This is a genomic window from Rhizobium sp. RU33A (genome assembly GCF_900156055.1).
In the GTDB taxonomy this organism is placed as follows: Bacteria; Pseudomonadota; Alphaproteobacteria; order Rhizobiales; family Rhizobiaceae; genus Allorhizobium.
This window is the reverse complement of record NZ_FTMQ01000008.1, coordinates 1-25,081: the sequence shown is the minus strand read 5'-3', so window position 1 is coordinate 25,081 and position 25,081 is coordinate 1. Positions and strand designations below refer to the sequence as shown.

20 protein-coding genes, 1 tRNA gene and 1 pseudogene are annotated in these 25,081 nt (G+C 61.1%); 11 read left to right on the top strand and 11 right to left on the bottom strand.

Annotated features, from left to right (window positions below):
* Positions 1 to 80: 80 nt before the first annotated feature.
* The 8 genes from BW978_RS21350 to BW978_RS21315 form a co-directional block, all read right to left on the bottom strand.
* Positions 81 to 800 carry a ParA family protein gene (locus tag BW978_RS21350; protein ID WP_076397858.1) on the bottom strand — a complete coding sequence of 240 codons (720 nt, stop codon included), beginning with the start codon at positions 798 to 800 and terminating at the stop codon, positions 81 to 83.
* Between the two features lie 266 nt (positions 801 to 1,066).
* Complete coding sequence (locus BW978_RS21345; RefSeq protein ID WP_076397857.1) at positions 1,067 to 2,212, bottom strand: iron-containing alcohol dehydrogenase; 1,146 nt, start codon at positions 2,210 to 2,212, stop codon at positions 1,067 to 1,069.
* Positions 2,209 to 3,594 carry an aldehyde dehydrogenase family protein gene (locus tag BW978_RS21340; protein WP_076397856.1) on the bottom strand — a complete coding sequence of 462 codons (1,386 nt, stop codon included), beginning with the start codon at positions 3,592 to 3,594 and terminating at the stop codon, positions 2,209 to 2,211. Before BW978_RS21340 ends, BW978_RS21345 begins: the two co-directional genes overlap by 4 nt.
* Before the next feature lie 104 nt (positions 3,595 to 3,698).
* Positions 3,699 to 5,066, bottom strand: a complete 1,368-nt coding sequence (locus BW978_RS21335; protein WP_076397855.1) for a glutamine synthetase family protein — start codon at positions 5,064 to 5,066, stop codon at positions 3,699 to 3,701.
* An 87-nt stretch (positions 5,067 to 5,153) separates the two neighbouring features.
* Positions 5,154 to 6,194: a TRAP transporter substrate-binding protein gene (locus BW978_RS21330; RefSeq protein ID WP_054151639.1), complete on the bottom strand. Its 1,041-nt coding sequence runs from the start codon at positions 6,192 to 6,194 to the stop codon at positions 5,154 to 5,156.
* 105 nt (positions 6,195 to 6,299) lie between these two features.
* On the bottom strand, positions 6,300 to 7,649 hold the full coding sequence (locus tag BW978_RS21325) for a TRAP transporter large permease (RefSeq protein WP_076397854.1): 1,350 nt from the start codon (positions 7,647 to 7,649) through the stop codon (positions 6,300 to 6,302).
* Positions 7,646 to 8,155, bottom strand: a complete 510-nt coding sequence (locus BW978_RS21320) for a TRAP transporter small permease subunit (RefSeq protein ID WP_076398097.1) — start codon at positions 8,153 to 8,155, stop codon at positions 7,646 to 7,648. The genes BW978_RS21325 and BW978_RS21320 overlap by 4 nt, the downstream gene beginning before the upstream one ends.
* Positions 8,156 to 8,260: 105 nt before the next feature.
* Positions 8,261 to 9,031, bottom strand: coding sequence for an N-formylglutamate amidohydrolase (locus BW978_RS21315; RefSeq protein WP_076397853.1), 771 nt, complete (start codon positions 9,029 to 9,031; stop codon positions 8,261 to 8,263).
* Between the two features lie 181 nt (positions 9,032 to 9,212).
* Here BW978_RS21315 and BW978_RS21310 point away from each other — a divergent pair, with 181 nt between their 5' ends.
* From BW978_RS21310 to BW978_RS21270, 9 genes are all read left to right on the top strand, one after another.
* The gene (locus BW978_RS21310) at positions 9,213 to 10,091 is read left to right on the top strand and encodes a MurR/RpiR family transcriptional regulator (RefSeq protein ID WP_054151635.1); all 879 of its coding nucleotides are present in this window, start codon (positions 9,213 to 9,215) and stop codon (positions 10,089 to 10,091) included.
* A gap of 133 nt (positions 10,092 to 10,224) precedes the next feature.
* On the top strand, positions 10,225 to 11,331 hold the full coding sequence (locus BW978_RS21305) for an ABC transporter substrate-binding protein (RefSeq protein ID WP_076397852.1): 1,107 nt from the start codon (positions 10,225 to 10,227) through the stop codon (positions 11,329 to 11,331).
* A 98-nt stretch (positions 11,332 to 11,429) separates the two neighbouring features.
* The gene (locus BW978_RS21300) at positions 11,430 to 12,320 is read left to right on the top strand and encodes an ABC transporter permease (protein WP_076397851.1); all 891 of its coding nucleotides are present in this window, start codon (positions 11,430 to 11,432) and stop codon (positions 12,318 to 12,320) included.
* On the top strand, positions 12,317 to 13,099 hold the full coding sequence (locus BW978_RS21295) for an ABC transporter permease (RefSeq protein WP_054151633.1): 783 nt from the start codon (positions 12,317 to 12,319) through the stop codon (positions 13,097 to 13,099). The genes BW978_RS21300 and BW978_RS21295 overlap by 4 nt, the downstream gene beginning before the upstream one ends.
* A 12-nt stretch (positions 13,100 to 13,111) precedes the next feature.
* Complete coding sequence (locus tag BW978_RS21290) at positions 13,112 to 14,164, top strand: ABC transporter ATP-binding protein (RefSeq protein WP_076397850.1); 1,053 nt, start codon at positions 13,112 to 13,114, stop codon at positions 14,162 to 14,164.
* Between the two features lie 74 nt (positions 14,165 to 14,238).
* Positions 14,239 to 15,282 carry a zinc-dependent alcohol dehydrogenase family protein gene (locus BW978_RS21285; protein ID WP_076397849.1) on the top strand — a complete coding sequence of 348 codons (1,044 nt, stop codon included), beginning with the start codon at positions 14,239 to 14,241 and terminating at the stop codon, positions 15,280 to 15,282.
* A 102-nt stretch (positions 15,283 to 15,384) separates the two neighbouring features.
* A complete protein-coding gene (locus BW978_RS21280) occupies positions 15,385 to 16,542 on the top strand; it encodes an ABC transporter substrate-binding protein (protein ID WP_076397848.1) in 1,158 nt (385 codons plus the stop codon).
* Positions 16,543 to 16,617: 75 nt separating this feature from the next.
* Positions 16,618 to 17,487, top strand: coding sequence for a hypothetical protein (locus BW978_RS21275; RefSeq protein WP_076397847.1), 870 nt, complete (start codon positions 16,618 to 16,620; stop codon positions 17,485 to 17,487).
* Positions 17,488 to 17,727: 240 nt separating this feature from the next.
* Complete coding sequence (locus BW978_RS21270; RefSeq protein ID WP_076397846.1) at positions 17,728 to 18,420, top strand: hypothetical protein; 693 nt, start codon at positions 17,728 to 17,730, stop codon at positions 18,418 to 18,420.
* Positions 18,421 to 18,434: 14 nt separating this feature from the next.
* On the opposite strand, the gene metH is transcribed toward BW978_RS21270, so the two are convergent.
* A complete protein-coding gene (gene metH / locus BW978_RS21265; protein WP_076397845.1) occupies positions 18,435 to 22,196 on the bottom strand; it encodes a methionine synthase in 3,762 nt (1,253 codons plus the stop codon).
* Positions 22,197 to 22,353: 157 nt separating this feature from the next.
* Here metH and BW978_RS21260 point away from each other — a divergent pair, with 157 nt between their 5' ends.
* Complete coding sequence (locus tag BW978_RS21260; RefSeq protein ID WP_076397844.1) at positions 22,354 to 23,610, top strand: AGE family epimerase/isomerase; 1,257 nt, start codon at positions 22,354 to 22,356, stop codon at positions 23,608 to 23,610.
* A 75-nt stretch (positions 23,611 to 23,685) separates the two neighbouring features.
* Here the strand turns inward: BW978_RS21260 and BW978_RS21255 are convergent, their stop codons facing one another.
* Positions 23,686 to 24,402 carry an SIMPL domain-containing protein gene (locus BW978_RS21255; protein ID WP_175616927.1) on the bottom strand — a complete coding sequence of 239 codons (717 nt, stop codon included), beginning with the start codon at positions 24,400 to 24,402 and terminating at the stop codon, positions 23,686 to 23,688.
* Positions 24,403 to 24,620: 218 nt separating this feature from the next.
* On the opposite strand from BW978_RS21255, the gene BW978_RS21250 reads away from it, so the two are divergent.
* Positions 24,621 to 24,696 (top strand) — tRNA-Ile (locus tag BW978_RS21250).
* Between the two features lie 23 nt (positions 24,697 to 24,719).
* On the opposite strand, the pseudogene BW978_RS23845 reads toward BW978_RS21250, so the two are convergent.
* Positions 24,720 to 24,955, bottom strand: a pseudogene (locus tag BW978_RS23845) (IS3 family transposase); the annotation flags it as partial.
* Between the last annotated feature and the right edge of the window lie 126 nt (positions 24,956 to 25,081).

Below are 25,081 nucleotides of genomic sequence, written 5' to 3'. Positions count from 1 at the left end.
AAAGACTCCGATCTGAATACGAAGAGACCGCCGGCAGCACCGGCGGTCTCTTCGTTTCTGGACTATTGGAAGCGGAGCACTCAGGCGGCCGAGCGCACCAGACGGAACAGGCGACGCGGCTCGCTGGAGCGGATGACCTTGACCGGCAACAGGCGCATGACCTCGGAAGCGAAGGCCTTGGCATTATCCTGAGCCTTGTCGAGATTGCTGATCTTCGCCGTATCCATCGAATACAGCGTGCCACCACAGTCGAAGATTTCGCGATAGGCGCTGCGCTCGGCGATCGGCGTGTTGACGACATTGACGCCACGGGCAGCCAGCAGCCCCTTGATGGTCAAAAGTGCGCGCGTGGTCACCATGGAGGTGACGCGTGTGAGCACGACCGAATGTGGAATTACGAGGTTACCAGCATCCTCCATCAGCTTGATGAGGTCGAGGATCTGGGCGCCACCCTTGGCGTCCATGGCGCAGCCCTGGACCGGGATCATCACGTGGTCGGAGAGACCGATCGCGGTCGTGACCATGGCGTCGCGGGCACCGGCCAGATCCATGATGATGTAGTCATTGCCGCGCGACAGCTCGCGGATATGTCCCTGCACGGAAGCGACCGTAACCTCGGAGACCACCTCGATGTTGCGCTGCGGACCGGAGATCTCGTGCCACTGGGTAATCCAGCGCTGCGGATCGGCATCAAGGATGGCGACGCGGTATCCCTGATGGGCCAGCTCGGTGGCGAGAAGAAGGGCTGCGGTGGTCTTACCGGCACCACCCTTGGCATTGGCAAAAGAAATGACTGGCATGCTGTTTCCTTGGGAGGTCAGATCCGAGCGGCTCATCGCTCTTTGGCAACCTGCGTCATCGGTGCCACATGCAGTCATCATGGAGCAAACATGGTTAACAAACTGGAAACGCGCACAAGCTCCCCCTCCCCCTTATTGGGGAGAAGCGACGGAAAAACCTAGTATATTCGCAGATAGGAATGGGCAGGCAGAAGCTCGGTCCGACAGCATGGCTGCAGAGGCCCAGGTACAACATACCGGGGCCTTCAAGCGGGCAACGCGTAAGATCAGAAGCAGTCGGCGAAGAGCTGCTTGGTGTTCTCGAGCGTCATCTTCACCGGATTGCCGCCGGCGCTCGGGTCCTCGATCGCCATGGCGGAGAGTTCGTCGATCCGGTCACTGGCGATGCCCATGGCCGTGAGGTTTTCCGGCACGTGCAATTCGGCGCGCAGTGCGAGCACATAGTCGTAGAAGCCGTCGAAACCACCCGCGATGCCGAGATAGGCGGCCGCCCGCTCAATCCGCTCCTCGATGACGTGACGGTTGAACTTCAGCACCGGCGGCATCACGACGGCATTCGTCATGCCGTGATGGGTGTTGTAAACAGCACCGATCGGATGCGACAGCGCATGGATGGCGCCAAGCCCCTTCTGGAAGGCGACAGCGCCCATGGCGGCCGCCGACATCATGTTGGTGCGGGCCTCGATATCGGTCCCCTCGTGATAGGCGCGCGGCAGAAATTCCTTGACCAACCGCATGCCTTCGAGCGCGATACCCTGGCTCATCGGATGATAGAAAGGCGAGGAATAGGCTTCAAGGCAATGCGCGAAGGCGTCCATCCCGGTGCCGGCCGTAATCATCTTCGGCATGCCGACCGTCAGTTCCGGATCGCAGATGACGACGCCGGGCAGGAACTTCGGATGGAAGATGATCTTCTTCACATGCGTGACGGAATTGGTGATGACCGAAGCGCGTCCGACTTCGGAGCCGGTACCGGCGGTGGTCGGCACGGCAACGATCGGGGCGATGGCGTCGGAATCGGCCCGCGTCCACCAATCACCGATGTCTTCGAAGTCCCAGACCGGCCGCGTCTGGCCGGCCATGAAGGCAACACACTTGCCGAGGTCGAGGCCCGAGCCGCCGCCAAAGGCGACAACGCCGTCGTGACCGCCATCCTTATAAGCCTTGATGCCGGCTTCCAGGTTCTTCTCATTCGGGTTCGGATCGACATCGGCAAAGAGCGCGCGACCGAGGCCGGCTTCTTCCAGCACGTCGAGCGCCGTCTGGGTGATCGCCATCGGGGCAAGCCCCCGGTCGGTGATCAACAGCGGCTTCTTCATGCCCAGCGACTTGCACGCGTCCGCCAGTTCCTTGATGCGGCCACGTCCCATCTTGATGGCGGTGGGATAGCTCCAATTGGCGACGATGTTCATTTCGTGACTTTCTTCAGGTGATAGGATTTCGGACGGGTAAGGTTCTGGAAGCCGAGCACGGAGAGCGAGCCGCCCTTGCCGGTTTCCTTGACGCCGGTCCAGCAGAGCGCCGGGTCTAGATAGTCGGCACGGTTCATGAACACCGTGCCGGTCTCGATCTCGCGGCCGATGCGGGCGGCACGCTCAGGGTCCTGCGTCCAGAGTGAAGCAGTCAGCCCATAGGGGCTGTCGTTCATCAGCGACAACGCTTCCTCATCGCTCTTCACCTTCATGATGCCGACGGCCGGACCAAAGGTCTCGTCCTTCATAAAGGCCATGGAGTGATCAACGTTCGTGAGCACCTGCGGCATGATATAGGCGCCGCCGTCATCAGCCGGGAAGAGCTTGGGATCGACCAGTGCCTTGGCACCCTTCGAAACCGCATCAGCGATCTGCTCGCGCACCACCTTGGCGAAGCGCTTGTTGGCCATTGGGCCGAGCGTCGTTTCCGGATCGAGCGGATTGCCCAGCTTGTAGTTCGACACCCAGGCGACCGACTTCTCGACGAAGGCGTCGTAGAGGCTTTCATGCACATAGATGCGCTCGATGCCGCAGCAGCACTGGCCGGAATTGTAGGTCGCGCCATCCATGAGCGTATCGACGGCGGCATCCAGGTCTGCGTCTTCCATGACGTAACCCGGATCCTTGCCGCCGAGCTCAAGACCGAGGCCGGCAAAGGTGCCGGCAGCGGCCCGCTCGATCGAACGCCCGCCTTCGACCGAACCGGTGAAGTTGATGAAGTTGAAATTGCCGGCCGCGATCAGCGCGGATGTCGTTGCGTGGTCAAGAAAGAGGTTGATGAAGACATCGTCAGGCACGCCAGCCTCGACAAAAGCCCGCACCATGCGCTCACCGACGAGCAGCGTCTGGGTCGCGTGTTTGATGACGACGGTATTGCCGGCCATCAGTGCTGGCGCGATCGTGTTGATCGCGGTCATGTAGGGGTAATTCCACGGCGCGATGACGAAAACGACACCATGCGGCTCGCGCTCGATGCGGCGCTCGAAGCTCGCGCTGTTTTCGACGACCAGCGGCGCCAGTGCGTCGGCAGCAACGTTTGCGACATAGTTCGAGCGTTCGTTGAAGCCCTTGTATTCGCCGCCGTAGCGTACGGGACGGCCCATCATGTGGGCCAGTTCCGGCACCACTTCGTCCGCCATCTCGTTGAGGCGGGCAACGCCCTTCAGCACCAGCTGAACGCGGTCTTCAAGCGGCCAGCGCGCCCAGGCCTTCTGCGCCTTGCGCGCACGACCGACAGCCTCGGTCGCCGCTTCCAGCGACATGGCCGGACGTTCCGCGTAAACCGATCCGTCGATCGGCGAAATGCATTGGATCATGGTCATGATCGTCTTCCTGTTGTTCTAGAACGAGATGACAGCGGCCGCAGCCGCCGTCCTTGTTTCCACCCATACGCCGGGGATCGTGGCGGGCTCAAGGCCGCCTTTGGTCACGCCCGCTCGAAGCCGCGCGCGACCTCCCAATCCGTGATCCGGCGATCGTATTCCTCTTGTTCCCACTCCGCTGCGCGAACGTAGTGATCAACGACGTCATCGCCGAAAGCGGACCGCAGCATCTGCGAGCCGCGAAGCGTTTCCGCAGCCGCCCGCAGCGTCCTCGGGATTTCACGAGCCTCTTTTGCCCCATAGGCATCGCCCGAGAATTCCGGTTCGAGCGCCATCTTCTTCTCGATCCCGTCGATACCAGCTGCGAGAAGAGCCGCCATGGCGAGATAGGGATTGAGGTCGGAACCACCGACGCGGCACTCGACGCGGATGCCCTTGCTCGCCTCGCCGCACAAGCGGTAGCCGGCGGTGCGATTGTCCTTCGACCAGATCGCCTTGGTCGGCGCGAAGGTTCCCGCGACGAAGCGCTTGTAGGAATTGATGTAGGGCGCGAGGAAATAGGTGAAATCGCTGGCATGGGCGAGAAGCCCGGCCATGTAGTGCTTCATGGTCTCCGACATGCCGTATTCGCCGTCCTTGTCGAAGAACAGCGGCGTCTTGCCATCGGCAGACCACAGCGACTGGTGGATATGCGACGAGGAGCCTGCAGCATTGTAGTGCCACTTGGCGAGGAAGGTGATGGCCTTGCCCTTCGACCAGGCGATCTCCTTGCAGCCATTCTTGATGATCACGTGGCGGTCGGCCATGGTGAGCACATCGGCATAGCGCACATTGATCTCTTCCTGCCCGGCGGATGCCTCGCCCTTGGAATTCTCAACCGGGATACCCGCCCCCTGCAGACCCTTGCGGATCGCGCGCATCACGCCCTCTTCCTTGGTGGTCTGGAAGATATGGTAGTCCTCATTGTAGCCCGAGACCGTCTTCAAGTCGCGGTAGCCGGAAAGCCGCGCCTCGTCATAGGTCTGGTCGAAGAGGAAGAATTCGAGTTCGGTCGCCATGAACGCCTTCATGCCCATGGCCTCAAGCCGGGCAACCTGCTTCTTCAGAATGGCACGCGGCGAATGCGGCACTTCGGCATGGGTGGCATGGTCGAGCATGTCGCAGAGAACCAGCGCCGTGCCTTCGAGCCAGGGGATCCGACGCAGCGTCGAAAGATCCGGCTTCATCGTATAGTCGCCGTAGCCCTTCTCCCAGCTGGTCGCCTTGTAGCCGGAGACGGTTTCCATCTCCATGTCTGTGGCGAGCAGATAGTTGCAGCTATGGGTTTCCTTCCAGGCGCTCTCGACGAAAAACTCCGCCTGAAAGCGCTTGCCCATCAAGCGGCCCTGCATGTCCACCTGACACGCCAGAACCGTGTCGATGCGCCCTTCTGCGACGTCTTTTTTTAACTCTTCGAATGTGTACGTGGTCATCTCGGTGTTCCCAGGGCAGCGATTGGCTCATGCCGTCTTGTTTTATGGAGGCGACCCGGCCAAAGCCGGATCGCCGTGTCGGTTCAATCAGCCGTAACGGTAAGGCTTCCCGGCCTTTTCCATGTCGCCATTGTACTTCTTCAGGATCTCGACGACCTTGCCGGTGCGCGGCGTCTGCTTGGCAACCTCTTCCCAGAACACGCGAGCCGCGTCCTCGACCGTCTTCCATTCGGCATCCGGAATGCTGGTGAGCTCGAGACGACCGCCCTCGGCACGCAGACGGGCCTCGCCGCCCCAGTACCAGTGCAGGCGCTTGTAGTGGGACGAGTCCATGCACATCTGCCACAAGGTCTGCAGGTGCGGCGGGACTTCGTTCCAGCGGTCGGCATTGGCGAAGAACGAGCCCGCCCAGCCGCCGGAGACGTTGTTGGTCAGGAAGTACTTGGTGACGTCTACCCAGCCCGAAGTGAAGACCTCGGTGATGCCAGACCAGGCGATCGCGTCGATTTCGCCCGTCTGCATGGCGACCGGCACGTCTTCGAACGGAATGGTAACCGGCACGACGCCAAACTGCGACAGGAACTGGCCGGCTGTCGGGAAGGTGAAGACGCGCAGGCCCTTCAGATCATCGAGCTTGGTGATCGGCTTGTTGGTGGCGAAGTTGCACGGGTCCCAGGCACCGGCGGAAAGCCACTTCACGCCGACTTCCGTATAGGCTTCGTCCCAGATCTCGGCGAGACCGTATTCGTAGAACAGCGTCGGCACGTCGAGGCTGTAGCGCGAGGCGAACGGGAAGTAGCCGCCGAAGACCTTGATATCCACCGGCGAGTTCATCGAATCGTCGTCCGACTGGACAGCGTCGATGGTGCCGGCCTGCATGGCGCGGAAGAGTTCGCCGGTAGGCACCAGCTGGTCTGCCGTGAAGAGCTGGATTTCCATCTCGCCATTCGCCGCCTTGTTGAAGGCGTCGACCGACGGCCGAATGACGAATTCGGCAAGGGCTGCACCGGCATAGGTCTGCAGGCGCCAGGTGATCTTGGCGTTCTGTGCCTTGACGTAAGGGGCTGCCAGAACGGCAGGGGTCGCCATGGCGGCCGTCTTCAGGAATGAACGTCTGCTGTTGGTCATGTTGTTTCCCTCTGTTCTTCGTTTCTTTTGAAGCCCGCAGGACCTGAGGTCCGGCGGGTAGTCCTGGTGCCGGGCCCGTTTGCCGGGCCTCTTGTCATTCGAACGCTAACCTCGGAGATAGATCTGGCTCGGAAGCCAGGTCGCGATCTGCGGGAAGATCATGATGATGACCATGCCGAGCAGCATGATCAGCACGAAGGGGATGACCGACCGATAGATATCGATCAACCGGAAGTCGGGCGGCGCCATCGCCTTCATCAGGAAGAGATTATAGCCGAAGGGCGGGGTCATGTAGGCGATCTGACAGGTGATCGTGTAGAGCACGCCGTACCAGATCAGGGCATTGTCGACGCCAAGATCGAGCTTGCCGACCAAGGGGATGTAGAGGGGGGCGACGATGACCAGCATGGCCGTATCGTCGAGGAATGCCCCCATAACCAGGAACGACAGCTGCATCATGATCAGGATCTGCCAGGGGGTCAGACCGATGTCGTTGACCAGCAGCGTCTCGATCGCCCTGACAGCACCCAGCCCGTCGAAGACAGCGCCGAAGCAGAGGGCGGCCAGGATAATCCACATGAACATGCAGGAGATGCCCAGCGTCTGCTCCAGCACCCGGTTCCAGACCGCCTTGGTGAGGCGCCCCTTGTACCAGGCCGCAAAAAGGGCGCCGAGAGCACCGACTGCCGAGCTTTCCACCAGGCTGGTGATGCCCATCAGGAAGAGGCCCATCATCAGGAAGAAGATGAGGAACGGCAGGATGCCGGCCTGCAAGAGCCTAAGCTTCTCGCGCATCGGCATGTCACGCTCCTCCTTGGGAAGGGCGGGACCGAGCGCCGGATTGAGACGGCAGCGGATGATGATGTAGATGCAGAACAGCGTCGCAAGCAGCAGCCCGGGGAAGACGCCCGCGAGCCAAAGCTGGCTGACCGGCTGGCGTGCGATCATGCCGTAGAGAACAAGCACGACGCTCGGCGGAATGAGGATCCCGAGCGAACTGCCCGCCTGGATGACGCCCGACACCATGATCTTGTCATAGCCCCGGCGCAGCAGTTCGGGCAGCGCGATCGATGCCCCAATTGCCATGCCGGCAACCGACAACCCGTTCATCGCGGATATCACGACCATCAACCCGATCGTTCCGACGGCAAGACCGCCCGGCATACCGCCGAACCACACATGGAAAGCCTTGTAGAGATCTTCGGCGATGCCCGATTCCGACAGCATGTAGCCCATGTAGATGAACAGCGGCAGCGTCAGCAGCGGATACCACTTCATGAGCTTCATGCCGGCCGAGAAGCCCATTTCGAAGCCGCCATTGCCCCAGAGCGCGGCAGCCGCCACGACCCCGACGAACCCGATGGTCGCAAACACGCGCTGCCCCGTCAGCATCGACATCATCATCGATGAGAACATCAGGAGCGCGATCATTTCGTAGCTGAGGAACTCAGTCATGCAAGCGGCCTCCCCATGGCAATGGCAAGGTCCTTGATGAAGATCGAGGTCGCCTGCAGGAAGGTGAGGAAGATACCGACAACCATGACGATCTTCACGGGAGCCATGTAAGGCGACCAGGAGGAATAGCTGGTTTCACCATATTGCAGCGCATAGGTGGTGCTCGACACGCCGCCCCAGAGCAGGAAGAACAGGTAGACGAACAGCATCATGATCGTGATCACATCGACGATCGCCTTGGTCTTTGGCGACCAGCGACCGTAAAGCAGATCCATGCGCACATGGCTGTCGAGCTGAAGCGAATAGGCACCGCCGAGCAGATAATAGCCGGCCATGACGAACTGCGCCATTTCGAGCGTCCAGCTCGCAGGCAGGAACATGGTCTTGGAGATGGACGAGTAGAGCAGGATGCCCATCATGACGAAGATGCCATACATGACGATCCGGCCGACGCGCCGGTTGAACGCATCGACGACACGCACATAGGTTTTGAGGGCTTGCGGCATCAGTGTACCGCCTGCCCGGACCATATCAGCGGTCTTCGTCTCATGATCTCGTATGCCGGCATCCGTTCCCTCATTTGTTTTTGGTTTGCTCAGCGTTTCGAATATTTATGCGACCCTTTCGAGCGCTCCTGAAATCAAGTCCGTGAGATAGGCGGAGATAGCCTTGAGGCCTGCTTCATCGCGAACCAGGTCGTTGCGGACCTCGATCATGACATTGGCGAAGCCTTGCGGCAGCGCATGCAAACGCAGCGTATGGGTCACGCCGTCTTCGGGTCCGTATGGCGAGTTGCGCTCAACACGGTACGGACCACCGGCTGCGGCCTCGAGCATGGCATCCGCCAGACGGCTATCTGTATCGTGGAGGATGCCGATCTCGACCTCACGTGGCTTGCCGAAGTAGACCGGCGTGAACGTATGCACGGTGACGATCACGGGCTTGCCGCCCTCCCCGGCGATCCGCGCAATCTCGGCAGCAATCCGGTCGTGAAAGGGAACGTAGAGCCCCGCCGTCCGCGCATAACGCTCCGCCGGGCTGAGGTTCAGATTTCCCGGGATCGTGTAGATCTCGCTCTTTTCCGGCATGGCGGCCGGCGATTCCGGCGGGCGATTGCAGTCATAGATCAGTCGCGAGAAACGCTGGTGGACAAGCAGCCCATTGAGCGAGGTCGACAGGTGACGGGCTATCTCCAGAGCGCCCGGATCCCAGGCGATATGGCTGGACAGTGCTTCCGTCGAGAGGCCGAGATCGCCTGCCCATGGCGGCAAAACGGCAGATGCGTGCTCACAGACGAAAACGAGGCCGCTCGCCGCCGTCGGATTGTCGACTGCAACCACCTCACCGTCCGACGCTGTCAGGATCCCCGACCTCAAGAGCATGCTGATTGTTCCCCCGGGCTCGTTGGCCCAACTTATTTTCGAAGAGAATTCTTCACGGTTAAGCGTCTGTCAATCCGCTACTGAAAAATTCTCTTCAAGGGCCAGTTGACTCAATTGTGACAGCGAGGCTTAATCCGAAAAAAGCCGGCGACAGACTGGCTTGAGGGGAGTCAATCGGTTCTTGATGAATGCGTCGACCACGGTGTCGGACGTGATCCATGCCCATTTCGACGGGCTGACGCGTGCCGAACGGCAGCTGGCAGAAAGCCTGCTGCAGAACTACCCCGTCTCTGGACTGGGCAGCATCACCACCGTTGCCGAGAATGCCGGCGTCTCGACCCCGACAGTCGCCCGCATGGTGCAGAAGCTCGGCTACAAGGGCTATCCGGAGTTCCAGGCGCATCTCCACCAGGAGCTTGAGGCGACGATCTCAAACCCGATCGCCAAGCACGATCGTTGGGCCGCCAACGCACCCAATCGCCATATCCTCAATCGGTTTGCAGAAGCCGTGATGGCCAATCTGCGCAACTCGCTTGGAGAACTGCGCACGGCGACCTTCGATGAAGCCGCCCGTCTGATCGGCGACCGCCATCGCAGCATCTATTTCGTCGGCGGACGCATCACGGGTGCGCTCGCCGAATACTTCTTCACCCATATGCAGGTCATCCGTCCCCGGACGACCTTGATGTCTTCGAATGCCAGTTCATGGCCGCAGCACGTCCTCAATATGCAGGATGGCGACGTGCTGGTGATCTTCGACATCAGGCGCTACGAAGCCGACCTGACGACGCTCGCAGAGGTCGCGCGCGCCAACGGCGTGCAGATCATCGTGTTTACGGACCAGTGGATGTCGCCGGTGGCACAGCATGCCCGCCACTGTTTCAAGCTCCATATCGAGGCGCCATCGGCATGGGACAGCTCCGTCGTGACGCTGTTTGTCGTCGAAGCCCTGATCGAGGCCGTGCAGAGCTCGTCCTGGGACGAGACGCGCGAGCGCATGAACACACTCGAAGGACTTTTTGAACAGGCACGCCTGTTCCGAAAGCCCCGACATGGTTGAGAGAAGAAACCGGAGGATCATTCAGGATACAGGCCATCATCGATAGACCGCGCAAGGCCGATATCCGTCACATAACCATAACAAAGGCCACATAAGTGAACCGCATCGCTTCCAACACAAGAGGAGAACTACAGTGACCACCAATCTTCGCAAATTCCTGTCGCTCACGACCGCGCTGGTCATGACGAGTTCGGCCGTCGCCTATGCCGAACCGAGCGCCGAGCTCATCGAAGCTGCCAAGAAGGAAGGCATGCTGACCACCATCGCCCTGCCCCACGACTGGTGCGGCTACGGCGAAGTCATCGCCGCCTTCAAGGCGAAGTATCCGGAAATCACCGTCAACGAACTGAACCCGGATGCAGGCTCGGCCGACGAAGTCGAAGCCATCAAGGCCAACAAGGACAACAAGGGCCCGCAGGCTCCTGACGTCGTTGACGTCGGTCTCGCCTTCGGTCCGCAGATGAAGGCCGAAGGCCTGCTGCAGCCGTACAAGGTCTCCACCTGGGACGAAATCCCTGACAACATCAAGGACGCTGAAGGCTACTGGTATGGCGACTACTACGGCGTCATGTCGCTCCTGGTGAACAAGGACCTCGTCACCAACACGCCGAAGGACTGGGCCGACCTTCTGAAGCCGGAATATGCCGGCCAGGTCGCTCTCGCCGGTGACCCGCGCGCCTCCAACCAGGCCATCCTCGGCGTTCTCGCCGCCGGCATGGCAACCGGTGCAGCCGCCGGCAAGGACGCTGGTGAAGCTGGCCTGAACTACTTTGCCGAAATGAACAAGGCCGGCAACTTCGTGCCTGTCATCGGCAAGTCTGGCACGCTCGCCCAGGGCGCGACCCCGATCGTCGTCATGTGGGACTACAACGCGCTCGCCGCTCGTGACACGCTCGCCGGCAACCCGCCGGTCGAAGTCGTCGTTCCGGACAAGGGTGTTCTCGCTGGCGTCTACGTTCAGGGCATCTCGGCCTATGCACCGCACCCGAACGCAGCAAAGCTGTGGATGGAACATCTGTACTCCGACGAAGGTCAGCTCGGCTGGCTGAAGGGTTACTGCCACCCGGCCCGCTTCAACGCCATGGTCAAGGCCGGCAAGGTTCCGCAGGACCTGCTCGACGCCCTGCCGCCGGCTGAGTCCTACGAAAAGGCCTACTTCCCGACGCTCGAAGAAGTCGACGCAAACAAGGCTGCCGTCACGGCTGGCTGGGACAGCGTCGTCGGCGCCAACGTTCAGTAAGTCGAGACCTTGATGTGCCGCCCCGATCTTTTCTAAGGTCGGGGCGGCGCTCGCATTTTAAGAAGATCCGTCGAAACGCGGACAGAGGGGCAGATCGAATGTCGACAGAGGCGGTGAGCCCGGGCCATCAGGCACGGCCACGAACGAAACTTCCACTTCACTGGCTCGGGGTCTTGCCCTTCGCAGCTTTCGTGATTCTCTTCCTGATCATGCCGACGATGAAGATCGTCATCGGCGCCTTTCAGCGTCCGGACGGCTCGTTCACCTTCGACAATGTGCTTGGCCTGTTCACCCCTTCGATCATGGCCGCCTACTGGATCTCCATCAAGATCAGTCTCGCCTCGGCAATTCTCGGCTGCCTGATCGGCTTCGGCGTGGCCGCCGCAGTCATTCTCGGCGGACTGCCTGCCTGGATCCGCAGCCCGCTGCTGACGTTTTCCGGTGTCGCCTCGAACTTCGCCGGCGTGCCGCTCGCCTTCGCCTTCCTCGCGACGCTCGGCCCTGTCGGCATGTTGACCGTCTTCCTCAAGACCCAGCTTGGCATCGATCTGCGCCTTCTCGGCTTCAATCTCCTGTCCTTCTGGGGACTGACGATCACCTATCTCTTCTTCCAGATCCCGCTGATGATCCTGATCATCGCGCCGGCACTCGACGGCCTGAAGCGCGAATGGCGCGAGGCGGCCTCAATCCTCGGCGCGACCAATGGGCAATACTGGCGGCTCGTGGCCTTCCCGATCCTTTTGCCCTCGATCCTCGGCACCATGGCGCTGCTCTTCGCAAATGCGTTCGGCGCTGTCGCAACCGCGATCGCACTGACCGGCTCTTCGCTGAATATCGTGCCGATCCTGCTCTTCGCCCAGATCCGTGGCGACGTCCTGGGCGACCCCCATCTCGGCTACGCGCTCGCCTTTGGCATGATCGTCGTCACCGGAATTGCCAATGGCCTCTACATCTGGCTGCGCGCCCGCAGCGAAAGGTGGATGAAATGAAACGTCTCTGGGCTTGGGCCGCGCTGATCTTCGGCCTTCTCTATTTCATCCTGCCGCTCATCGGGATGACCAACTTCTCGCTGAAGATGCGCCGCGGCGAGTATTCCTTCGATGCCTATGCCAAGGTTCTGGCCGATCCGCGCTTCCAGGAAACCTTCAGCTATTCTGTGACCATGGCGCTGACGACCATCATCTTCGGCGTATTCCTGATCGTACCGACGGCCTATTGGGTGCGGCTGAAGATGCCGGGCCTTCGCCCCTACATCGAATTCGTCACGCTGCTGCCGCTCGTCATCCCTGCGATCGTCGTCGTGTTCGGCTATATCCGCCTCTATAACACCTCGAGCTGGCTGCCTTTGACCGGCTCCTCAACCGGTACGAACATGCTGCTGATGTTCGGTTATGCGACGCTCGGCCTGCCCTATATGTACCGCGCGGTTGATACGGGTTTGAGAACCATCGACGTCGCCACCCTGACGGAGGCAGCCCAGAGCCTCGGCGCCGGCTGGGCCACGATCATCGGCCGTATCATTCTGCCGAATGTCTCCGTCGCCGTCATGTCGGGCGCCTTCGTCACCTTCGCCATCGTCATGGGTGAATTCACGATGGCCGCCCTTCTGAACAAACCGGCTTTTGGCCCCTACATGCAGCTGCTCGGCGCCAACCGCGCCTATGAGCCGGCCGCCCTCGCCGTGATCGCGTTTTGCATCACTTGGGGCTGCCTCGGCCTGATGCAGCTCGTCTCCCGCCTCCAGAAAACAGCCCCCCGCCAGGCTTGAGGACATCAATTCATGAGCTTTCTGACCCTAAACAACCTCAAGAAATCCTTCGGCGCAACGCAGGTCGTGCACGACTTCAACATGGCGATCGACAAGGGCGAATTCGTCTCCTTCCTCGGCCCGTCGGGCTGCGGCAAGACCACCGTGCTGCGGATGGTCGCCGGTTTCGAGACTCCGTCGGCCGGCTCCATCGTCGTCGATGGCAAGGACCAGACGAACCTGAAGCCCAACCAGCGCAACATCGGCATGGTCTTCCAGGCCTATGCGCTGTTTCCCAACATGAACGTCTTCGACAACGTCGCCTTCGGCCTGAAGATCGCCGGCATGTCGAAAGCCGACATCGAGGCCCGCGTGAAGGAGATGCTCTCCCTCATTCACCTCGAACATTTGGCCGAGCGCTACCCCTACCAGCTGTCGGGCGGACAGCAGCAGCGCGTGGCACTCGCCCGCGCGCTTGCCCCCAAACCCCAGGTCCTGCTCCTGGACGAACCGCTTTCGGCGCTCGACGCCAAGATCCGCGTTTCACTGCGTGAGGAAATTCGCCAGATCCAGCAGAAGCTCGGCATCACCACCGTCTTCGTTACCCATGACCAGGAAGAGGCGCTGTCGATATCCGACCGCATCGTCGTCATGAATGCCGGCAAGGCCGACCAGATCGGCACGCCCTTCGAGATCTACAACCGTCCCACGACCCGCTTCGTCGCCTCCTTCGTCGGCACGCTCAACGTGCTCGACGCCGTCGTTGCGGATCAGGGCGCCGGCTTGGTGAAGATCGGCGACAAGATGCTTGCCATCAAGGAAGCAATTTCGTCCGCGAACGGCCAAACGATCCAGCTTGCCATGCGACCGGAAGCCGGCACCCTCTCAGGGGCGGATGATGCCACGGTGCACGGGCAGGTGACATCGAGCCAGTTCCTTGGCTCCGTCATCCGCACACGCATTGATGTCGGCGGCAAGACTCTCTCCTTCGACACGTTCAACGATCCAGGCACGCGCCCGCCAACCGTCGGCGATACGGTCGGCGTGAAAATCGACCCCTCCGCCTTGATCGTGCTCGCCGACTGAGGCAAACCACGTCGAAGGGCAAACGTGTCGGAATGCCGTCCGCAAGGGCGGCATTCGCATCTGGAGGATATCCCATGCGGGCGATGTATTTTGAAGCATTCGGTGCAACACCGGAAATCCGCACCCTGCCCGATCCGACGCCGACCAATGCCGGTGTGGTCATCTCTGTGAAGGCAACTGGCCTCTGCCGCAGCGACTGGCACGGCTGGATGGGCCACGATCCCGACATCCGCCTTCCCCATGTGCCCGGCCACGAACTGGCTGGCACGATCTCGGCTGTCGGCCGAGACGTGCGCCGTTTCAAGGTCGGCGACCGCGTGACGGTGCCCTTTGTCTCCGGTTGCGGCCACTGCATGGAATGCCGATCCGGCAATCAGCAGGTCTGCGAAGAGCAGTTCCAGCCCGGCTTCACCCATTGGGGCTCGTTCGCCGAATATGTCGCGATCGACTATGCCGATCAGAACCTCGTGCATCTGCCGACAGAGATCAGCTACGAGACGGCGGCAAGCCTCGGCTGCCGCTTTGCCACCTCCTTCCGCGCCGTCGTTAACCAGGGCCGGCTCCAGGGCGGTGAGTGGCTGGCTGTCCACGGTTGCGGCGGTGTTGGCCTCTCGGCCATCATGATCGGTGCAGCGCTCGGCGCCAATGTCGTGGCGATCGACATCGCCGAGGACAAACTGGCACTCGCAAAGGCACTCGGCGCATCTGTCACCATCGACAGCCGCGCAGTCGCCGATGTCTCCGAAGCGGTGCGTGATGTGACCGGCGGCGGTGCGCATGTCTCGGTCGATGCGCTCGGCCATCCCCAGACCTGCTGCAACTCGATCCTCAACCTTCGCCGACGCGGTCGCCATGTTCAAGTCGGCCTGATGCTCGCCGATCACGCGACACCGGCAATCCCCATGGCGCGCGTCATCGCCCACGAACTCGAGATCTATGGCAGCCATGGGATGCAGTCCTGGCGCTACGATGCCATGCTGCGCATGATCCTCTCCGGCAAGCTTTCGCCCGATCGCCTGATCGGCCGTCGCATCACTCTGTCGGAAGCGGCCCCGGCGCTCGCCACCATGGACAGCTTCCGCGAAAACGGCATCAGCATCATCGATCGCATGGTGTGACAGCCCGGGCGCCCATGCAGTTTTCACCTTATGGTGTGATAGCGTTAACCCGTTTGTGGTGAAATTCGGCGGCACGAAACCGGCAACGGATCGAGAGCAGCCATGGCCGCCAAGAAGACATCAACGGAGATTGACGCCAAGGGTTTCATGGCCGAATTCATGCGCCTGAAACGCGGCTCCGTCACGCGTCGTCATTTTCTGGCTGTCACCGGGCTTGGAATTGCTGCCCTCGTCATTGGAGGAAGCCGCAGGACCAGCGTGGCAACGTCGGAAGCGTCGCCGCTCGGCAAGAAGGTTTCGCTCGCGACGTGGCCGAACTACCATGATCCCGCGACCTTCGAGAACTTCACGTCCCGCTACGGCGTCGAGGTCGACGTTTCGATCATCGGGTCCAACGAGGGCACCTTGCTGGCCCTTGAAAGAGGCAGGGTCTGGGACATCATCGTACCCACCCAGTATGCGATCGCGCCCTATGTTCAGCGCGACATGCTCGAGCCCCTTGAACTCCGACGCCTTCCGAATTTCGATCTCGCCGCCCATGCCGACCGCTTCCTGAAGCCCGGCGTCCGGGCGGGTGCGATCTATGGCGTGCCCAAGAACGCCGGCACGACAGGCATTGCCTACAACAGCCGTGAACTTGAGCCGGTAGAGACTTGGCGCGCTTTCTTCGATATCGCCATGACGGAGGCAACAGGCAGGACCATCGTGCAAGACTACCAGCTGACCGCCATCGGCAATGCTCTGGTCGCCCTTGGCCACGACTTCAACTCGCTTGACCCCATTGAACTGCAACGCGCCGAAGACCTGCTGATGCAGGTCAGGCCGCACCTACTCGCAGTCGATAGCGATTATCAGCCTGCCATGCGCACCGGCGAGGCCTGGATGACCATGTGCTGGAGCAATGACGCCTCGCAGATGCACCGCGATGTGCCAGAGATTGCCTATGCGATCGCGACCGATGGCGGCGAGATCTGGACGGACTATTACGCGATCCCGGCCAAGGCCCATAACAAGCCGGGCGCCCATGCTCTGATCAATCACCTTCTCGACCCAGAGATCGCGGCCCGCGAGCACATCGTCCATGGCGGCACGGTGACCGATAGACGCGTCCGTGCGCTTCTGCCCGAAGAGATCCTCGCGGACGAAATCATCTATCCCGACGAAGCAATGCTGACACCGCTCGAGTTCGGATTGGCCGTTGCAATGACGGACCCGACCCGCGCCGAGATCATGAACCGCTTTCGCGCCGCCCGCGGCTGACGCCGCTCTTTCCTCGTGATAGGCAGGGCACGTGCCCGGGAGCCTCCGGCACGATTGACCAAGCACGGGATCGCCATGCCGCAGATTTCCATCATCGACACGATTTCAGACCCCGGCAAAGACACCAGACCAAACGAGGATCGCCTCGGCCACAACAGGCATGCCGCTTTCGTCATCGACGGCGCGACAGGCCTTGGCGACCGCCAGTTCATGGATGGCTTCGGCTCGGACGCCGCCTGGATCGCGGAATTCGCAGCAATGCGTTTTGCCGAGCGCCTCGATGGCGGCGCTGATCCGAAAGCTGTCCTGCGACAGGTCTCAGAAGAGGCCCGTGGTACATTCACGGCCATAGCCGGCGAACAGCCGCGCTACGCCTGGCCGCTCTGCAGCCTGACAGCCCTGCAGGCAACGTCATCGGGCTTCCGGTGGTTCGGCCTCGGCGATAGCTGCATGTACATCCTGCATGACAACGGACGATCCGACTTCGTCATCCCGATCCCCGGCGCCTATGAATGGGAGCAGCACAGGGCCGCCCAGCACATCGCCCGTGTCGGCGGCATCGGAGCGGCAGGCGTCGCCAATGACGACCCGCAGACGCTGGAAGATCTGCGTCGTGGCCGCGCATTGCAGAACACACCAGGTGGCTCGACCTGGACCTTCGGCGTGGTCCCCGAGGCCGCCGATCACCTCGCTCTGGTCGACGTCCCCGTTTACGGCGGCGGCGCCACCGCCCTCCTCTGCTCCGACGGCCTCGCCGACCTCGTCGCGCTCTACAAGCTCTACGACCCCGCCACTTTGATCCAGCGCGCCGCGACGACAGGGCTAAAATCGCTGGTGTCAGAACTGCGGCATATGGAGCGTGAGGTCGATCCGGACGGGTTGAAATATCCGCGCTACAAGCAGAGCGACGACACGACGGCGATCCTGCTGAGGCTGGAGGCGTAAAGGCAATTAGGAATCTGCCTCAATAACTTATCGCCGAATTCGGAATCGGTTTGTCAGGAAGGTGAAGGAAAGGATGAGCCCCTCATCCCCGGCGCAACGAGTTGCGCGTGACCCTTCGGGCACCTTCTCCCCAAAAGCGAGGAGAAGAAGACGCTGCCACAAAGCGATGGCCGAACGCCGGCAATTGACGGTAAAGCTAAATCAATCTTCTGCGTGCATACTTCGCTTGAATTTTCGAACATGTTGACGAAATCGAGTGAGGCCGCCCCGGTGATCAGCATTGAAAGTGCCCCGGCAAGCCGGTTGGACACGAGAAAAACGGACCGCGTTCAGACACAAGAGCTGAAGACCGGCGGTGGCGAGGTTGCCGTCCAGGCAACAGGCCCCAACCCTGATGACAATCTGCTGTCCGGCCTGGAAGAGGCGCTGACCGAGACACGTCGTAAAATCGCGGAAGACCGCCTCGATCGAGCGAAAGAGGAAATGCGGATCCTCCGTCAGTTCTCCGTCTCGCCAGCCTTTCTGGCGCAACGTGCAGCGGCCATCGGGAAGGAGATTGGAAGCGCAGCGACAGACTATACCGAGCTCGTTCGCGACAGCATGGAGACCGCACAGAGAGATCCAGGTTCCACTGCCGTCACCAATGGCATTGTGAGTTCAGAGCCTCCGTCAACGGCATTGCCTGTTGAAAACGCCTCCATCGCTACTCTGACGGAGCGCGACCAGGACACCCTCGATACCTTCCGCTCGGCAATCTACCAAGCATGGGCGCTCCTGGATCTGTCCTTGGAGGACCTCATCCGGGAGAACGACCTGCAGGCCACCGACGAGCGAGCTGCCGGTAGCTCCAGAGAGGTCATGCAATCCGCACTTCATGCCATGGACAATCTCAATCCCTTGAACACTCTGCCCGCTCCCGCCTTCCACATCTGAGCGGACGCGCGCAATCACTCTGCAGCCACCGCCTTCGGCACATAGTTCAGTACCGGCCCCAACCAGCGCTCGACCTCGCGCACATCCATGCCCTTGCGCGCCGCATAGTCCTCGACCTGATCACGCTCGACCTTGGCGACACCGAAATAATAGCTGTCGGGATGGCCGATATAGAGACCGGAGACGGACGAGCCCGGCCACATGGCATAGCTCTCCGTCAGCGTCACGCCGGTCGCCTTCGTTGCATCCAGGAGCGAGAACAGCGTTACCTTTTCCGTATGATCGGGCTGCGCCGGATAGCCAGGCGCCGGCCGGATGCCGGCATAGGTCTCCGAGATCAGTTCCTCGGGCGTGAAAGCCTCATCCGATGCATAACCCCAGAACTCCTTGCGCACCTGTTCATGCATGCGCTCGGCAAAGGCCTCGGCAAAACGGTCGGCCAGCGCCTTCACCAGGATCGAGGAATAGTCGTCATTCGCGCGCTCGAAACGCTCGGCAATCGCCACCTCTTCGATGCCGGCGGTGACAACGAAGCCACCAACATAATCCGGAAGCCCTGTCTCCACGGGCGCCACGAAATCCGACAAGGCGACATTGGCCCGACCTTCGCGCTTGGCGATCTGCTGACGCAGCGTAAAGAAGGTCGCGAGTTCTTCTTGGCGCGCATCGTCCTTGAAAAGCCTGATGTCATCACCCACCGCATTGGCCGGCCAGAAGCCGATGACCGCACGTGGACGGAACCAGTTCTCCTCGATGATCTTCTTGAGCATCGCCTGCGCATCGGCAAACAGCTGCCGCGCCGCCTCGCCCTGCTTCTCGTCGTCCAGGATCGCCGGATAGCGACCCTTCAGCTCCCAGGTCTGGAAGAAGGGCGTCCAGTCGATATAGCGGGCAAGTTCGGCAAGGTCATAGGTCTCGAACACCTTGGTGCCTGTGAAGCTGGGCTTCGTGGGCTTGTAAGCGCTCCAGTCGACCTTGACCGCATTCTCCCGGGCCGACGCCAGCGGCTGGCGCTGCTTTTCGGCTTCCGCCCGCGCATGGGCCTCGGCCACCTTGGCATATTCGCCTTTGATACCGTCGACATAGGTTTCGTTGCCGTCCTCGGCGAGAAGCGCCGAGACCACGCCAACGGCACGGCTGGCATCTGTGACATAGATCGCCTGCCCCGCCTTGTATTGCGGATGGATCTTCACCGCAGTATGCACCCGGCTCGTCGTCGCGCCACCGATGAGAAGGGGCACGGTAAAGCCCTGGCGCTGCATTTCAGCGGCCACATGCACCATCTCGTCGAGCGACGGCGTGATCAGGCCGGACAGACCGATGGCATCGACATTCTCGGCTTTCGCCACTTCGAGGATCTTCGTCGCTGGCACCATGACACCGAGATCGATGATCTCGTAATTGTTGCAGGCAAGCACGACGCCGACGATGTTCTTGCCAATGTCGTGCACGTCGCCCTTGACGGTTGCCATCAGCACCTTGCCGGCGGCCTGACGCTCGCCGGTCCCGCCATTCAGGCGCTTCTCCTCTTCCATGTAGGGCAAAAGCACGGCCACCGCCTGCTTCATCACACGCGCCGATTTGACCACCTGCGGCAGGAACATCTTGCCCGCGCCGAAGAGATCGCCGACGACATTCATGCCGGCCATCAGCGGCCCTTCGATGACATGCAGCGGACGCTCGGCCTGTTGCCGTGCCTCTTCCGTATCAACATCGATGAACTCGGTGATGCCGTTGACAAGCGCATGCTCCAGCCGTTTTGCAACCGGCCACTCGCGCCAGCTCATGTCCTGGGTGCGGGTCTTGGCCTCGCCCGTGCCGCGATAGCGTTCGGCAATCTCCAGCAAGCGTTCCGTTCCGTCCTTGCGACGGTTCAGCACCACGTCTTCACAGGCCTCGCGCAGATCCTTGTCGATGCTTTCATAGACCGCCAGCTGCCCCGCATTGACGATGCCCATGTCCATGCCCGCCTGGATGGCATGGTAGAGGAAGACCGCATGCATGGCTTCCCGCACCGGCTCATTGCCGCGGAAGGAGAAAGAGAGGTTCGAGACACCGCCCGAGATATGCACCAGCGGCATTTCCTGCCGGATCGTCCGCGTCGCCTCGATGAAGTCGACACCGTAATTGTCGTGCTCCTCGATGCCGGTTGCGACCGCAAAGACATTCGGGTCGAAGATGATGTCTTCGGGCGCAAATCCCGCCTCTTCCGTCAGGATCTTGTAGGCGCGGCGGCAGATCTCGACCTTGCGCTCATAGGTATCTGCCTGGCCCTTTTCGTCGAAGGCCATCACGACGACGGCAGCGCCATAATTGCGGATCAGCTTGCCCTGGGCGACGAAATTCTCCTCGCCTTCCTTCAGCGAGATCGAGTTCACCACCGCCTTGCCCTGCACGCATTTGAGGCCAGCCTCGATGATCGGGAACTTCGACGAGTCGATCATGACTGGCACTTTGGCAATGTCAGGCTCGGCCGCGATCAGGTTGAGGAACTCGACCATGGCCTTTTCGGAATCGATCAGACCCTCGTCCATGTTGATGTCGATGATCTGCGCGCCGTTCTCCACCTGGTCGCGCGCAACCACGAGGGCTGCTGTATAATCGCCAGCGGTAATCAGCTTGCGGAACTTGGCCGAACCCGTGACATTGGTGCGCTCGCCAACATTCACGAACGGAATGTCTTTGGTCAGTTCAAACGGCTCAAGACCCGACAGCGACATGAAGGGCCGATGTTCGACAGGCTGGCGTGGCGCCCTGCCCTTTACGGCCTCGGCAATGGCAGCGATATGCGCAGGTGTGGACCCGCAGCAGCCACCAACGACGTTGACGATGCCCTCTTCGGCAAATCCGGCAACGAGCTCAGCCATCTCTTCCGGGCTCTGGTCGTACTGGCCGAACTCGTTGGGCAGACCGGCATTCGGATAGGCCGAAATGAAGGTGTCGGCGACTGCAGACAATTCCTGCAGATGCGGCCGCATCGCATCGGCGCCGAGCGCGCAGTTCAAGCCGACGGCAAAGGGCTTGGCATGGCGGATCGAATTCCAGAAGGCCGTCGGCGTCTGGCCCGACAACGTGCGGCCCGAGAGATCGGTGATCGTGCCTGAGATCATCACCGGCAGGCGAATGCCCTTGGCGAGAAAGCGCTCCTCGCAGGCAAAGATCGCCGCCTTGGCGTTCAGCGTATCGAAGATCGTCTCGATCAAGATGAGATCGGCACCGCCATCGATCAACCCGTCGATCTGCTCGCCGTAAGCCAGGCGCAGATCGTCGAAGGAGACGGCGCGGTAACCGGGATTGTTGACGTCGGGCGAGATCGACGCCGTGCGGTTGGTCGGCCCGATGGCGCCGGCGACGAAGCGCCGCTTGCCGTCCTCGCGCTCGGCCCGCCACGCCGCCCGGCGCACGAGTTCGGCACCATGGCGGTTGAGGTCGTAGACCGCCCCCTCCATCTCGTAATCCGCCTGAGCAATGCGGGTCGAAGAGAAGGTATTGGTTTCGAGAATGTCGGCACCGGCCATTGCATAGCGGAAATGGATGTCCTCGATCGCGTTCGGCTGCGTCAGGATCAGAAGGTCGTTATTGCCCTGCTGATGGCAGGCACAACCTAGGAAACGTTCGCCGCGAAAATCGTCTTCCGTCAGGCCAAGCCCCTGGATTTCGGTGCCCATGGCGCCATCAAGGATCAGGATGCGTTCGCGCGCAGCTTGGTTAAGCGCCTTCAGGATCTCCGCCCCGTCACGGTTTGCGCCCTCGCGGCCGAACAGTTGATCGAGCATCTGCGAACTCTCCTATTGCGTATGCGACACCTGCAAATCACATAAAGATATCTTTATGTCAACAATTGATCCACCTGTGCGTGACAAAGGTCAGGCGGTGGAAGCGGCGTCGGCGATCGGCTATAGAGACGGCAACGATGCTTTCAGGGAGGAATAAATGTCGGAAAATCAATCACAGCTGCTGCCATCCACACCCTGGAGCGCCCGCCCCTATCATCGCAGATGGCTGCTGGCACGCACCGACGAACTCTTCGATTTCTTCTCTGGCGCGGCCATCAACCCGAAGGGCGGCTTCTACGACCTGTCGCGTGACGGAAAGCCGCTGTCGACCGACAATCCCGTGCGTGGCATTCATGCCAGCGCCCGCATGGTGCATTGCTACGCGATTGGCCAACTGCTCGGCCGGCCGGGCTCGGCCGACATCGTCGATCACGGCATGCGTTATATCTGGGAGCGCCACCGCGACCAAAAGAATGGTGGTTACTTCTGGCAGGCTGATGACACAGGCGCTGCCGACGATACGAAGCAGGGCTACGGCCACGCCTTCGTCCTGCTCGCCGCCGCCTCGGCCAAATGCGCCGGCCATCCGCTCGCCGACGCCATGCTCGCCGACATCACCGAGGTGATCGAGGAGAAATTCTGGGAAGAAGAGCACGGCGCAATCGCCGAGGAATTCTCGGCCGACTGGCAGCCGGTCCCCGGCTATCGCGGCCAGAATTCCAACATGCATCTGACCGAAAGCCTGATGGCCGCTTTTGAGGTGACGGGGGAGAGGCATTATCTCGACAAGGCCGAGAGTATCGCCGGCCTCGTCATCAACCGCCGCGCCCGCGAAGAAGCCTTCCGCGTCGCCGAGCATTTCGATGAAAACTGGGTGGTTGACCGCAACTACTATCATCCGAACGAGATGTTCCGCCCGGCCGGCACCACACCGGGCCACTGGATGGAATGGGCAAGACTCCTTCTGCAGCTCTGGGTGCTCGGCGGCAAGCGCCAGGCTTGGATGGCCGAAGCCGCGCGCGGCCTCTTCTTCCAGTCCATGGCGCTCGGCTGGGACAAGGAGAAGGGCGGCTTCTTCTACACGCTCGACTGGGAAAATGCGCCCGACAAGCGCGCCAAGCTCTGGTGGCCGCTCTGCGAGGGTGCGGCCGCAGGACACTTCCTCAACCGGCATCAGGAGAGCGACTTCCACGAAGAGAGCTACCGCAAGATCTGGAACTATATCGCCGGCAACAATCTCGACCGGGAGCATGGCGGCTGGTTCGAGGAATTGACCGAGGACGGCAAGCCATCGAACAGTCTTTTCCCCGGCAAGGGCGACATCTACCACGCGCTCCAGGCCTGCCTGATCCCACTCTTCCCCGCAGACGGCAGCCTGACGAAGATGATCGTCGAGCATCCGCTCGACGTTTGAAAGTCGGCGAAATAACTGAACACAAAAAGGACCGGAAAATCCGGCCCTTTCTCATTCGCGCAACGGTGGCGGCGCTTACTGCTCGATCGCATAGGTGACGTTGACGGTCACCGTATAAAGGTTTTCGCCGGACGCGATCGGCACCGACTCGTCTGCCATCTTCGCCATCGGCGCTGCGGCATACATCTGCGGCATCGGCCGGGCGAAGTTCTCCGAAATCTCGACGATACGACCGATCTTCACGCCGGCGGCCTCCGTCAGCGTCTTCGCCTTGGCCGCAGCCTTCTCGACCGCCTGCTTGCGCGCGGCCTCGATCGCCATTTCCGGATCATCATTGGTGAAGGTGATGCCGCCACCCTGGTTGACGCCGAGTTTCACCGACTGGTCGATAATCGATCCGAGTTTGGCAAGGTCACGCACCCGGACGGTCAAGCCGTTGCTGACCGTATAGCCGACGATGACGGGCGCCTCATAGGTGCCATCGGTTCTGGTTTCCTGCTTGTATTTCGGCTGGATCGAGAAATCCGTGGTCTGCAGGTCCTTCTCGGCAATCCCTTGCGCCTTGAGATCTGCCAGCACCTCGCTCATGGCAGCACTGTTGGCCGAGAGCGCCTCGCCAGCAGTCTCTGCGTCGCGAACGACGGAAAGCGAAATGACGGCCATATCGGGCGCGATCGCAGCCTCACCCTCACCCGACACCATGATCGTCGCCTCGCGACGCTCGCCCTCGGCAGCCACGGCTTGGGCAACAAAGCCGGTCGAGAGAACCGAACCCGACAGAGCTGTGGCCATGACGAGCGCGCGTGTAAATTTCAGCATGGAATATGTCCTTTGTCCCGCGGTGCCGGCGGACCTCTTCGTCTCACCCGGCACAATGCCCTTCCAGCTTCCGTGATGACGCGTGATTGTGAAGCCAATGCGGCAGAGGCTTGTCGCATTCCTGAAATTGCGTTAGAGCCCGTGACCGGTGCGGGGTGACCATTACCCGCCCGACGGCGTTCCGCCGGGCTGGGCCTGTAGCTCAATGGTTAGAGCCGGCGGCTCATAACCGCTTGGTTGGGGGTTCGAGTCCCTCCGGGCCCACCACTTATGTCCATCGCGCATTGTCCCAGACATCGCCGGATCGGCCCTGCTATCAATGCATTGTCGCACATGAGACGCTCGACGCGATGCAGACCACAGGAGAGGCTTGCGGCGAGGAGGCCCGCCAGGCACGCCGAGCGCCATAGGTTCGGTCGCTATACTTGAAGCTTTCCTTGATCTTGTCTGGCAGAGCCTCGTCATACCGGGCATGCACGCTCGGAGAGCGGTTTAACCAGGCCTGAAAGCCGGAACGCGATACACCCCTGAAGGGGTGCCAAGGGCTATCCCGGCAAGTTCGAGGTCGTTCGGACAATGAAGTTCATCCTAACATAACCAATAATGACGACAATGCGTTCGGCAGTGCTGGAGCATTTGAACGATGAAAAAT